Source organism: Sorangium sp. So ce887, assembly GCF_051521455.1.
Taxonomy (GTDB): domain Bacteria; phylum Myxococcota_A; class Polyangia; order Polyangiales; family Polyangiaceae; genus Sorangium.
In genome coordinates, this window is the sequence record NZ_CP150354.1 from 3,585,819 (window position 1) to 3,598,277 (window position 12,459).

At 69.9% G+C, this 12,459-nt stretch carries 11 protein-coding genes; 7 read left to right on the top strand and 4 right to left on the bottom strand.

Annotated features, from left to right (window positions below; genetic code table 11):
- Positions 1-140 precede the first annotated feature (140 nt).
- On the bottom strand, positions 141-770 hold the full coding sequence (locus tag WMF36_RS13545; protein WP_437580008.1) for a TetR/AcrR family transcriptional regulator: 630 nt from the start codon (positions 768-770) through the stop codon (positions 141-143).
- Between the two features lie 114 nt (positions 771-884).
- Between WMF36_RS13545 and WMF36_RS13550 the strand changes: the two genes are divergently transcribed.
- The 6 genes from WMF36_RS13550 to WMF36_RS13575 all read left to right on the top strand — a co-directional run bounded on the left by WMF36_RS13550 (position 885) and on the right by WMF36_RS13575 (position 7,694).
- Positions 885-1,907 (top strand): hypothetical protein, encoded by a 1,023-nt coding sequence (locus WMF36_RS13550; RefSeq protein ID WP_437580009.1) that lies wholly within the window; start codon positions 885-887, stop codon positions 1,905-1,907.
- A 629-nt stretch (positions 1,908-2,536) separates the two neighbouring features.
- Positions 2,537-3,616 carry a 3-oxoacyl-ACP synthase III family protein gene (locus WMF36_RS13555; protein WP_437580010.1) on the top strand — a complete coding sequence of 360 codons (1,080 nt, stop codon included), beginning with the start codon at positions 2,537-2,539 and terminating at the stop codon, positions 3,614-3,616.
- Complete coding sequence (locus WMF36_RS13560) at positions 3,613-3,894, top strand: acyl carrier protein (RefSeq protein ID WP_437580011.1); 282 nt, start codon at positions 3,613-3,615, stop codon at positions 3,892-3,894. Before WMF36_RS13555 ends, WMF36_RS13560 begins: the two co-directional genes overlap by 4 nt.
- Positions 3,891-5,534 carry an amino acid adenylation domain-containing protein gene (locus WMF36_RS13565; RefSeq protein ID WP_437580012.1) on the top strand — a complete coding sequence of 548 codons (1,644 nt, stop codon included), beginning with the start codon at positions 3,891-3,893 and terminating at the stop codon, positions 5,532-5,534. Before WMF36_RS13560 ends, WMF36_RS13565 begins: the two co-directional genes overlap by 4 nt.
- Positions 5,535-5,541: 7 nt before the next feature.
- On the top strand, positions 5,542-6,687 hold the full coding sequence (locus WMF36_RS13570; RefSeq protein ID WP_437580013.1) for an acyl-CoA dehydrogenase family protein: 1,146 nt from the start codon (positions 5,542-5,544) through the stop codon (positions 6,685-6,687).
- Between the two features lie 155 nt (positions 6,688-6,842).
- Complete coding sequence (locus WMF36_RS13575) at positions 6,843-7,694, top strand: class I SAM-dependent methyltransferase (protein WP_437580014.1); 852 nt, start codon at positions 6,843-6,845, stop codon at positions 7,692-7,694.
- 52 nt (positions 7,695-7,746) lie between these two features.
- On the opposite strand, the gene WMF36_RS13580 is transcribed toward WMF36_RS13575, so the two are convergent.
- Complete coding sequence (locus WMF36_RS13580) at positions 7,747-8,232, bottom strand: helix-turn-helix transcriptional regulator (protein WP_437580015.1); 486 nt, start codon at positions 8,230-8,232, stop codon at positions 7,747-7,749.
- A gap of 790 nt (positions 8,233-9,022) precedes the next feature.
- On the opposite strand from WMF36_RS13580, the gene WMF36_RS13585 reads away from it, so the two are divergent.
- Positions 9,023-9,913 (top strand): SGNH/GDSL hydrolase family protein, encoded by an 891-nt coding sequence (locus tag WMF36_RS13585; protein ID WP_437580016.1) that lies wholly within the window; start codon positions 9,023-9,025, stop codon positions 9,911-9,913.
- 67 nt (positions 9,914-9,980) lie between these two features.
- Here the strand turns inward: WMF36_RS13585 and WMF36_RS13590 are convergent, their stop codons facing one another.
- On the bottom strand, positions 9,981-10,973 hold the full coding sequence (locus WMF36_RS13590; RefSeq protein ID WP_437580017.1) for an RICIN domain-containing protein: 993 nt from the start codon (positions 10,971-10,973) through the stop codon (positions 9,981-9,983).
- A gap of 293 nt (positions 10,974-11,266) precedes the next feature.
- Positions 11,267-12,400 (bottom strand): glycosyltransferase, encoded by a 1,134-nt coding sequence (locus tag WMF36_RS13595; protein ID WP_437580018.1) that lies wholly within the window; start codon positions 12,398-12,400, stop codon positions 11,267-11,269.
- Positions 12,401-12,459 lie beyond the last annotated feature (59 nt).

The following is a 12,459-nucleotide window of genomic DNA, read 5'->3' on the forward strand; positions in this document are numbered from 1 at the left end:
GGGAGAAATTTCACAGGGAGGCGGGGAGGCGGGGAGGAAGAAAAAAAAGAATCTCTCCCTCTCGCCGTCTCTCGCTCCCCGCCTCCTCGCCTCCCTGTGAAATTTCTGCTTTTTTTCGGGGTTTCAACCCGTTTGTCGCTCTAGGCGCTTTTCGAGAGCCACTGCACGATCAGCGACTCGAGCGCCTTCGCGGCGGCGGCCTCGTCGGTGCGGCCGTGGAGCATCTCGGCCGCGAGCGCCTCGGCGGCGCCGATGATCGCGACGCAGCGGAGATGCAGCTCGCGCTTCGAGAGCTGGACGCACGGCGCGAGCGCGTCCCGGTAGATCGCCACGTACCGATCGAGGAGCTCCCGCTCGACGGCGTCCATCTGCTCGTCGCCCTTCAGCGCCGCGAGGATCGCGTGCCACTGGGGGCCGACCGTCACGCAACAGTGCATGTACGCGGCGCTCACGACGCGCGCGACGTCCTCGAGGCGCCGGCGCGTCCGCTTCAGCGCGTCGATCAGCGCCGCGACCTGACGGTCGTCGATCTGCCGCGCGAGGGCGATGAGGAGCCCGGACCGCGTCTCGAAGTGCTCGTACGCGATCGGCTTGCTGACCCCCGCGCGCTCGGCGAGGTGGCCGAGCGTCAGCGCCTCGGTGCCCTCCTCGCGCACGATCGCCTCGGCCGTCTCGAGCAGCTGCTCGCGGCGCTCCGCCTTCGGCAGGCGCTTGCCGGAGCCCTCGCCCCTCGGCCGGGTCGCGGGTCGCGCTGCGTTCGTCCTCGCCATGCGCCTTGACACTACCACGGGTCGGCGCATATTACCAAAGGTAACTTACTGATGGTAGGTTATGTCAATCACGCCACGGGCGCTCGCGCGACCCGGCGGGAGGAGTCCATTCCAATGTCCATACGAACGATGTCACCAGCTCTCTTGATCGGCGGCTCAGGTCAGGTCGGCGCGCGCGCGGCGACGGCGCTCCGGCGCCTGCATCCGGACCTCCCGATCGCGATCGCCGGACGCGACGGGCGCAGGGCGGCGGCGGTCGCCGCGGAGGTCGGCGGTCCGACGACGGCGACGACCGTCGACGTCGGCCGGGACGACCTCGGCCTCGAGCGGGGCGCGTCGTTCAGCGCCGTCGTCGCGTTCGTCAAGGACGAGGGGTCGAACGCGATGAAGCGCGCGCAGGCGGACGGCGTGCCGTACGTCGCCTTCTCGGATTTCGTCTCGGAGATCGGTCCCGTGGTCGCCCACTACGTCGCGCGGCCGACGCGCGCTCCCATCCTGATGCTGGGCCACACCCTCGGCGGCACGGCGACGCTGGCGGCGCTGCACCTCGCGCAGGAGCTCCGGAGCGTCGACGCCATCGCGATCGCCTGCGTGATCGACGCAAACGATGGCGGCGGACCCGCGGCGCATGCCGATTTCGAGCGACTCAAGCAGACAGGGGGGGCCGCGCTTCTCCTCGACGACGGGAAATGGACCTGGGTGCGAGGCGACGCGACAGCCCGGCGCATCGTGGACGCCGAGGGCGTGGCGCACGTCGGCCAGGCCTTGCCGCTCCTCGACGTGGTCAGCCTCGCGGCGGCGACCGACGCGCGATCGATCCGCACCGACATGGCCGCGCGCGACAGGGCGACGGGCGGCGCGGGGCACGTGACGGACCTCATCGTCGAGGTGTCGGGGCGGCGTCACGACGGATCGGTCGCGCGGCTGCGTTACGATATCATCGACGCGGACAGCCTCTCGCGCCTCAGCGCGTACGGCGCGGCGATCGCGACAGAGCGCCTGCTGGGGCTCGCGGGCGGTCCCCCTGTCGGCCCGGGCCTCTACCACCCGGAGAGCGTGCTCGACCCCGCGAGCGTGATGGCGCGGCTCGAGGAGCTCGGCGCGCGCGTTCGCCGCACGCGGGCGGAGGGCGCGTGAAGGTCGGGATCCTCGGTGCAGGATAGGTGAGCCGATGAACGTGAGCTCGCAGCGTGGAAGCCCTGTCCCACGCGCCGACGATGCCGCCGGGCACTCGCCCGCGAATGCCGCATTCCGCGGCAGCCTGCCAGACGCGTGAGCACCTCGAACCGGGCGGTTCCCCGCTAGGTAAGCCAGGTCAGTCCGCTGCGCCACGATGTGCTCGACGTCGCTCCCGCGCATGTGATACCTTCGAGGAGCATGTTCGGTCTTGGCTCCGCCCGCGCGACGTCCTCGCGGAAGTAAAGAGGAACAGGCCCATAGACGCGTCGGACAGGACACGCGCCGGCTGCACCCGCGATGCTGCGCCCCCGGAGTACTCTTGGTCTTCGATCCGCTCTTGCTCCACGCACCAAGCGTCCATGCATTTCGGGAGCGCGACGACATCCTGTTCGCCTATCCGAGCAATTCGGACGGCGTTCATGGGAGCCCCATCGTCGAGATGCCGTCGGTTGGTATGCTCCCCATCAAGCAACACCACCGTCAATGATTCGACACGGACGAAGCCTTCGAGCGCGCGATGCGCAGGGGACGGCGACATGAGTGAACCCGGAGCGAGGCAGCCACGGAGCGCGGGCATCACCGCCCTCGTGGCCGTACTACCCAGGTGGATCAGGACCAACGACTACTGGCGCAAGAGGTACCCGGAGCGCTATGAGCGCAAGCCGGACGGGAGGCCGCGGGCGGCTGGTCCCCTGCCGAACGTCTCGCGGAGCGCCTACGACATCGAGATGGATCGCTACCTCGACGATCCGTTCCTCGGCGCGGTGGAGCGGCGCGTGGTCGGGCCCGGCGAGTCGTCCGTGACGCTCGCCGTGGCCGCGGCGCGGCAGGCGCTCGAGACGGCCAGCCTCTCCCCCGACGACATCGATCAGCTCGTCTCGAGCTCGATCTTCCCGGACCGGGTCGGGATCGGAGATGCAGGCTTCATCTCGAAGGAGCTGAAGCAGCGGGGCGGCTGCTTCCACGTCGAGGCGACGTGCAACGGGTCGCTGGTCTCCCTGGTGATCGCGAGCGCCTTCGTGGGCGCGGGCCTGAAGCGCCGCGTGCTGGCCACGGCCGCGTGCAACTTCTCGAGGGCCATCGACGAGTCGTACCCGACCTCGCCGCTCACGGGCGACGGCGCCGGCGCGTTCGTGGTCAGCGAGGTGGAGCCCGGCTATGGCCTGCTCGGCACGTACAGCCTCCAGACGGGAGAGTCCGCCGGTACCTGGATCCTGGACACCGCGCCCGACGAGACGGGCACCACCGAGGGCGGGCGGAAGATCCGGCTGCGCTCGGAGCCGACCATCTTGCACGTCTTCCGCAGGATCTACGAGCCCAGCCTCCATCGAGCCGTCGAGGGAGCGCTCACGGCCGCCAGCGTGGAGCTCAAGGACATCCGCTTCTTCCTCTTCAGCAGCTCCGTCGCCTGGTTCACCCCGTTCTGCGTCCGCGCGCTGGGGATCGACCCGGCGCGCACGTTCGACACCTATCCGCACTACGCCAACATGGCGAACGCCATGCTGCCGGTCGGGCTGCACCGCGCCGCCCGGACCGGCCTCGTTCGCCGCGACGATCTCGTCTTGATCTATGGCTTCGGCGGACAGTCCGAGAGCACCGCGGTGGTCCTCCGATGGGGAGATGTCGCGCTCGGGCCCGACGCCCCTGCGGGCGAGATCGTCCCGTGAACGCCGCGAGCCAGGAGGAGCTTATGGAAGAAATCAAGAACACGGTAAAGGCTTTCATTCTCTCCCACATCCTTCCGGGCGAGTCCCCGGCGAACCTGAAGGACGATACCCCGCTCCGGAGCAGCGGCATCCTCGACTCCATCAGCACGTTGAGGCTGATCCAGTTCGTCGAGTCCCGGTTCGAGATCGAGGTCTCGATCGGTGACGCCAACTCGTCGAACTTCGACAGCATCGACAGCGTCGCCGCCTACGTCGCCGCGAAGAAGGCGACGACGTGAGCCATGTCTGGCCGCCTCATCCCCCGGATCACCTGGCGGCCTATCTCGAGGCCAGCGCCGCCCGCGCGCCGGACCGCGTCGCGGTCGTCGACGTCGACGGCGCGCCCCTCACGTTCGCTGCGCTGGACGACCGCGCGGAGCGGGTCGCGGCCTTCCTGCGGTCCAGAGGCGTCCGGCCGGGCGATCGGGTCGCCCTGGTCCTCTCGAAGGGCGCCGCGGCGCTCGCCGTCATGCTCGGCGCCCTGAAGGCCGGCGCCGCCTACGTGCCGATCGACGCCGGCGCCCCCGCGGAGCGCAGCCGCTCGATCCTCGCCGGCTGCGGTGCACGGGCGCTGTTCGCGGCCCCGCGCAACCTCGAGGCGCTCGTGTCTGCCGGGCCCTCGGCGCTGCCGGAGACGGTCGTCGTGGTCCCGCCCCCCGGCGGCGGTGCGGTCCAGGGCGGGAGCGCGTCCCGAGGTGGCGCCGGCCTGGCCGTCCCCCTGCGCGACGTGCTCGCGCACGAGCGCGCGCCGCTCGACCGAGGGGCGCGCCGCGGGGCCGATCTCGCCTGTATCCTGTACACCTCGGGCTCCACCGGCGTCCCCAAAGGGGTCATGATCACGCACGAGAACGCCGTGAGCTTCGTGGAGTGGTGCTCCGAGGCCTTCTCGCTCACCCCGGAAGATCGCGTCTCCAGCCACGCCCCCTTTCACTTCGACCTCTCGGTCTTCGACATCTACGTCAGCCTGCGGCACGGCGCAGAGGTCCACCTGATCGCCGAGGAGGTCGGCCAGGATCCGCGCGCGCTCGCGCGGTTCATCGCCGATCGACGGCTCACCGTGTGGTACTCGGCGCCGTCGATCCTCGCGCTCATGGCCCAGCTCGGGAACCTCGGGCGCGTCGACGCGAGCTCGCTCCGCATCGTCCTCTTCGCGGGCGAGGTGTTCCCCGTCAGGCACCTCCGGCGCCTCGTCGAGCTCTGGCCCGGCCCCGCCTACTACAACCTCTACGGTCCGACGGAGACCAACGTCTGCACGTTCGCTCGTATCCCGACGCCGGTCCCCGAGGACCGGACCGAGCCGTATCCCATCGGCGACCCTTGCTCGCACTGCGCAGCCCTCGTGCTCGACGTGGAGGGGCGGCCGGTGGAGCCTGGGGCGTGCGGGCTCCTGTACATCAGCGGTCCGTCCGTCTTCGCGGGGTACTGGGGCGCACCCGAGGAGACCGCCGCTCGCTTCGTCGAGCGGGACGGGAAGCGCTGGTTCAACACGGGCGACGTCGTCCGCCTCGATCCCGGCTCGGGCTATACCTACGTCGAGCGCCTCGATCGCATGGTGAAGCGCCGCGGCTACCGGATCGAGCTCGGCGAGGTGGAGAGCGGCCTCTACCGGCACGAGCAGACGCGCGAGGCCGCGGTCGTCGCCGTGGCCGATCCCGAGGGCGTGAGGATCGTCGCCTTCCTCGTCAGCCGGACGGGCGCGCGCCCGACCATCATCGAGCTCAAGCAGCTCTGCGCCGCCGTGCTCCCCTCGTACATGAGCCCAGATGCCTTCGTCTTCGTCGACGCCCTGCCGAGGACGTCGACCGGGAAGGTGGATTATCGAGCGCTCGCCCGGCGCCTGTCCGCGGACGCTGGCCAGCCGATCGGCCCGGAGCGATGAGGGTGCCATGGAGTGGTTGCTGTCCGAAGAGCAGATGACCCTTCAAAACGAGGCGATCAGGTTCGCCCGGTCCGCCCTGTCGGGCGACATGATCGAGCGAGATCGGAGCGACGGCTTCGACCGGGAAGGCTGGCAGAAGTGCGCCGACTTCGGGCTGCTCAGGGCGCCGATCCCGAGGGAGCACGGGGGCATGGGGCTTGGCCTCTCCGGCACGATCGCGCTCATGGAGGGGCTCGGCTACGGCGCGCGCGACCAGGGGCTCCTCTTCTCGCTCAACGCGCACCTCTGGACCAACTCGATCCCCCTCGTGCTCCACGGCACGGAGGAGCAGCGGCGCAGGTACCTGGAGCCGCTCTCGAGCGGCGCGCTGATCGGCGCGAACGGCGCCAGCGAGCCCGACGCTGGATCCGACATCTTCGCGATGAAGACCCGCGCAGAGCGCCACGGGGACCACTATGTGCTGAACGGCGCGAAGACGTTCGTCACAAATGCCCCTGTCGCCGGCCTGTTTGTGGTCTATGCCACGCTCGACCCTTCGCTCGGCGCGATGGGGGTCACCGCCTTCCTGGTCGAGCGGGACACGCCGGGCCTCCACGTCGGGAAGGAGATCAAGAAGATGGGCCTCCGCACCTCGCCGATGGCCGAGGTCATCTTCGACGATTGCAGGGTCCCCGCGGTGAACCGGCTCGGGCGCGAGGGCAGGGGGGTCGAGGTCTTCGAGTGCTCGATGGAGTGGGAGCGCGGCGCCATCCTCGCGAGCTGCCTCGGCGTCCTCCGCCGCCAGCTCGAGGCGTGCATCGAGCACGCGCGCGGGCGCAAGCAGTTCGGCCAGCCCATCGGGAAGTTCCAGTCCGTCGCCAATCTGATCGTCGATATGAAGGTGCGCATCGAGGCGTGCCGGCCACTGGTGTACCGGATCGGCTACCTGAAGGATCGGAACCTGCCGTCGTTCATGGAGTCGGCCATCGCCAAGCTGCAGGTCTCCGAGAGCTACGTGCAGTCGAGCGTCGACGCGATCCGCGTCTTCGGCGGTTATGGATACATGGTCGAGCAGGAGGTCGAGCGGGATCTGCGCGACGCCATGGGCAGCGTCCTCTACTCGGGGACCTCCGAGATCCAGCGCACCATCATCGCCCGATGCCTGGGGCTCTGAGCGCGGTCGGCCTGGCTCGGGAAGCCCAGGCGCGAGGGCGCGAACTGCCACGATCGTGGCGCGGGAGGGTCCCGGCTTGACAGGTCTCCGCGGCGCGGCAGATCCTCCGCCGAGGTCGCGCGCCACGTCGCCGCGATCGACCGGGGGAGGGATGCATGCGTGGCTTTGCTGTCGAGTGGCTCGCCCTGCGGGAGCCGGTGGACCATCGCTCGCGGAGCAGGGACCTGTCGAGCGCGCTCGCCGCCCGCCTTGGGGCGCGCGCCCAGGTCTCCGTGGTCGATCTCGGCGCCGGCACCGGCTCCAACCTGCGCGCGACTGCGCCGCTGCTCGGGCCTGAGCAGCGCTGGACGCTCGTCGACCACGACAGCGCGCTCCTCGCGGCGGCGCGGGCGGCGCTCGCGCGATGGGCCGAGACAACCGTCGAGGACGGCGAGCCGCTGGTCGTCGAGAAGGCGGGCAGACGCATCACGATCTCGTTCCAGCGCGCCGACCTCGCCGCCGATCTCCCCGCCGCGCTGGGCCGCGCGCCGGACCTCGTCACGGCGTCGGCCTTCCTCGATCTCGTCTCCCCGGAGCGCATCGCCCACTTCGCCGCTCAGGTCGCCGCGCGCCGCGCCGTCTGTTACGTCGCGCTCACCTACAACGGCGTCCAGCGCTGGTCGCCGAGCCATCCGGCGGACAGCGCCATGGCCGCCGCGTTCCACCGCCATCAGAGGACGGACAAGGGCTTCGGCGCGGCCGCCGGTCCGGCGGCGCCGCAGCACCTCGCCGAGCAGCTCCGGCGGCAGGGCTACGAGGTGCTGGCGGGCGACAGCCCCTGGGTGCTCGGCGCCGCCGACGCGGCGCTCCTCGGGGAGCTGCAGAGCGGCTTCGCGCAGGCCGTCAGCGACGTGGACGCCCTCGATGCCCTCGATGCCTTGGATGATAGAACGCTCGATGCCTGGTCGCGGCTCAGGCGCACCGGCGGAGTGGTCGGCCACACCGATCTGCTCGCGTTCCCGCCCTGAGCCGGACGGCAACAGCGACCCGACCGGGGTTGAGACGAGACCGGCCGGGCGATCACTTCTTTCGATACGCGCCGGGCGTCGTTCCCGTGCGACGCTTGAACGCCGTCGTGAGGTGCCCCTGATTGGAGAAGCCACACTCCAGGGCGATCTCGGCGATGGACAGCCGCTCGTCCCGGAGCATGGTCATCGCCCTTTCGATGCGGCGTGAGAGCACGTACTGATAGGGAGTCTGGTGAAAGGCGTGCTTGAACAAGCGCGAGAAATGGTCCGGCGAATAGCCCACCATCCCCGCCAGATCGACGAGCCCGAAGTTCGAGGAGAGCTCGCTGTCCACGAACTTCTCGATCTGAGCGCGCTGGCTGCTCGAGAGGCTCGCGTTGCGCAGCGAGATCTCCGCCTTGGCCCCCGCGCCGTACCGAGCCGAAAGGTAGGAAGCCAGCGCCAGGGAGAGCGACTGCACGTAGACGGCGCCAAAGTACTCCTGCCCCTCGGCCTGCGCCTGCAGGCGATGAACCAGGTCGACCACGTGGGCGTCCATCAAACCAAACCGTGGGCCCCGCTCCGGAGCCAGGACGGCGGAAGGAGACGAACAAAGAGCGGACATGGAGGCTTCGGGAAAGTTCACCGACGTGCACACGGACGGCCGCCCCCGCCACTCGACGCTGTGAAGCCTGGTCCTCCGCGGCAAGAGGTCCATCATGCCCGAGAGCCGCTCGAAGGAATGCTCCCGAACCTCTCCCGAGGTCGGCTCCGCGAAGCGAATGTCGATCTGCGAGGGGCCTCCCGCCCAGACCAGGACCGCATCCGACTCGTTGGAGAGTCCCTCGACCCGGCCGCTTTCGGGCATGTACCCGATCCGGAGAGGCAGCCCAACCCAGTCCGATCCGGTGAGAGCCGCTCCGTATTTCGCTGAAAATTCCGCTGTCATGCCCGGGGTCGACCCAGAGCATCGTCGACCTCGAGGAACACAGGGGTCAAGCCTTTCAGGCACGGGACGTGCCCAACCCGCACCTCGGCGCGCCAGCGTCGAGCGGATCGGAGCCCGCGCGTCGAGATCCTGAAAACCTTCGCCGGGAATTCGAACGACGTCGCCGCGAGCGCCGCATAGCCTTCCACCACTTCCTCAGCAGAGGCCGCGCGGGCGGTGTGGCATCGAGCCAGGCGCCCGCCAGTCTTCTGTTCAAAATACAATTTTCTACCTTCGGTCGCCTGCGACCGGGAGCTCTGCTCACATGTCTACCTCGACCTCTCCGCTGCTCGTCCGCCGTGGTGCATCCGGCGCTTTTGCCCGCGGGATTTCGCTCGCGAGCCTTCTCCTGGTCGGTTCCGTGGCCTGCTCCAGCTCTTCGGATGGGTCGTCCGATGGCTCGGGTGGGTCTGGACAGGCCTCCTCCGGCGGCGCCACGACGGGCGGGGGGGCGGCCGGGGCCACGGGAGGCGCCTCGACCTCGAGCGGAGCGAGCAGCACGACGGGGACCGGTGGCTCCGCTTCCAGCAGCTCGAGCGGAGCCGGAGCCGGAGGGGGCGGGGACGGAGGAGGCAGCGGCGGCGCGACGGGAGCCTCGAGCGCGGGTGGGGGCTCTCCCGATCCAGGGTTCCAGCCTTGCCCCGCGACGGGCCCCTGCAAGGTCCTGCCCCTCGGGGACTCGATCACCTTCGGTCTCGGCTTCGATGGCGGGTACCGGGTCGAGCTCTTCCGCCTGGCCCGGCAAGACGACCACGAGATCACCTTCACGGGCACGCAGCAGATGAACGGACCGGCGATGGTCGATGGCGCGCCGTTCCCCCGCAATCACGAGGGGATCAGCGGACAGACCATCGCCCAGATCGCCGGTCGTGTGCCGAGCCCGGCGCTCAACGAGATGCCGCACATCGTGCTGCTCCACGCGGGCACAAATGACATGTATCAATCCCCGAACGGCGCCAACACCCGCCTGGGCGCTCTCCTGGACGAGCTGATCGCCGAGGCGCCCGACGCGCTGATCGTCGTGAGCAACATCATTCCTTTTACGAGCGGCGCAAGCGCGGTCAATACGTTCAACGCCACCGTCCCCGGGCTTGTCGAGGAGCGAGCCAGCGCGGGCGCGCACATCGTTTACGTCGATCAGTTCGAGGGTTTCCCCACGTCCGAGCTCGGCGACGGGGTCCACCCCAATCAGGCTGGTTACGCCCGGATGGCGGGCGTCTGGTACGACGCGATCAGCGACTACCTGAGGTGAGCCGGCCGGGGGTCGAAGGCGAGCGCGCCTGGGCCGCGTGCGGCTCACGGCGCCTGAGCCACGGCCCTCAGTCGCAGTCGAGGCACCTCCACTCCACCTGGCCTTCGGCTGGCACGCCGAACCGCTCCGCCGTGTGCTTCTCGAGGTCGATCAGGTTCCCCGACGGCCGGGCGTTCTGGGTGCAGCATCCGCTGCAATCGGAGTCGGCGCACATATCGTACACCTTGACGTCGATCTCCCTGCCATTCTTGCGAAGGCGCAGGGTCTTGAGCCTGTACGCCGCGAAGTCCTTGGAGTGCACAGCGGCGATGTTGTTCGCCCTGACCCAGCTCTCGGGCTGCTGGCCGTCGAGGGCCGCGAACTGACCTGCCCACGTGCATCCGTTGTACTCGATGCACTCCTCGCTGCCAGGGTCGGGGTACGACTCGAACCACGTCAAGGTGGCCGTGCGCCACGTCCCGCCCGCGCCGCCGTCGCCCGCGGTGTCACCGCCGCTCACCTTGTCCAGGGTCCAGCGCTGGTTGCTCGTGCCGTGATACGGGTACTGGACGACCGACGTCCCGTCAGCGGCGCGCCCCCAGGTGACGTCGAGGGCCATGCCGGTGTGGGCCGCGTGGATGCTGAACTCGTTGCCGCCCCGGTTCACGAAGGAAAACCGCTGATTCTGCCCGCCGTGGTGCTGCCGCTGCACGACCTGCGCGTTCTCCGAGGTGCTCCCGTCGGCGATCTCGACCGCCTTGCCGCTGTTGACGTTGGTGATGCTGAAATGGCCGCCTCCAACCGAGCTGAACCGGAACAGCTGCGCGCCCGTCCCGTTGCAGGACCACTGCTGCACCCTGGCGCCGTCGGCCTTGCTGGCGCCCGAGACGTCGAGACACTTGCTGGCATGGACCGCTCGTAGAATGTACGTGCCGTCCGTCACATTCGATACGATGACGGGCTCCGCATCGCTCTGCGCGCTTTCAATCGGGCTCCCCTCGTCGGGGGCTCCGCAGGCGCCCACCAGCAGTCCGCACGCCACCAGCAGAAAGACACAGCCGCTTGCAGGGTTCCGGATCATGATGTCTCCCTCGAAGCGAATGCGATTCATTCGAACCGCAAAGGTTGAAAGTTGAAGGATGATGGACGCGGTGGAGCGCCTGGTCTCCGCGAGCTCCAGATCCACCGCCGTCCCGCAGCTCGCGAACAAAGCAGGATGCATGCCGCCGGCGAACGGGGCCCGTGCGCTCTCGGAGCACCGGCTCAGCGGATCCTTGCGATGCAGCGCGATGAAGGGTGGATCCGCGGGATCACCCCCCCGGGCGGAGATGGCTCGGCCAGCATCGGTGGGGCGATCTCCGGGATCGCCCCACGCTACCGCGCGGGCGCGATCTCGGTGAACAGCCGCTCGTGGGCGGCGAGCATCGCCCCGAGGCTGAAGCGCGCGTCGAACGCCTGCGCGTTGCGCGCGCCCATCGCGGCGGCGGCCGCCGGATCGGACAGCAGCGCGAGGAGCCGAGCGGCGAGCGCCCGGGGCTCCTCGGGGGCGACGAGGTAGCCGCTCGCGCCGTCCTCGATCGCCTCCGGGACGCCGCCGACGCGGGTCGCGACGATCGGCTTTCCGGCGGCCATGGCCTCGAGGACCGCGAGCGGGAGCCCCTCCCAGCGGGACGAGAGGACATAGGCGTCGAGGCTCGCCATCACGTCGGGCACGTCGCTGCGCAGCCCGAGGAAGTGCACGCGCTCCCGCGCCGCCATACCGGCGCGCCGGGCCTCGAGGTCGGGCCGGGCCGCCCCGTCTCCGGCGATCACCAAGTGGACGCGCGGGTCGCGCGCGAGGACCTCGCCGGCGGCGTCGAGCAGGACGTCGATGCCCTTCTGGCGCGACAGCACCGCGACCGTGCCGAGCACGCGGGCGCCCTCGGGCAGCCGCAGCTCGGCGCGGAGGCGGTCGCCGCGCCCGGCGCGGACGCGCGCACCGTCGATGCCGTTGCGGATCACGTGGATGGGCCGCTGGACGCCGAGATCGCGCCGGAGCTTGGTCGCCAGATCGTCCGAGACCGCGATGACCGCGTCGGCGAGGCGCACGTAGTACCTGAACTTGCGCAGCGAGCGGGGGCTCGCGCTGTTGATCTCGTTGTGCTCCGAGTAGACGACGCGGGGGCGCGGCAGGAGCAGGCGCGACGAGAAGCCGCCGAAGATGAGCGGGGCGAAGTTGTGGACGTGCACGACGTCGGCCCGGACGCTGCGGAGAAAGCCGCGGATCGCGAGGGGCAGCTCGGGATCCACGCGGGCGAAGCCGAGGTTCAGCCGCGGGCGGCGCCGCAGGACGAGGCGGCGCTCGGGCGGGAGGTCGACCTGATCGAAGAGCTTGCCGGGGGCGTCCAGGCAGACGAGCGACGGGTCGAAGCGGGCGCGATCGAGGCCGTTCAGGAGGCTGACAGCGACCTTCTCGAGGCCCCCGACGTCGAGGTTGATGACCACCGTGCACACGCTGATCTTCCGCATGGGGCCCGCCTGCCGCGGTCGTACCATGGCGCCGCGGCGCCGGGGAAATCGGGTGCGGC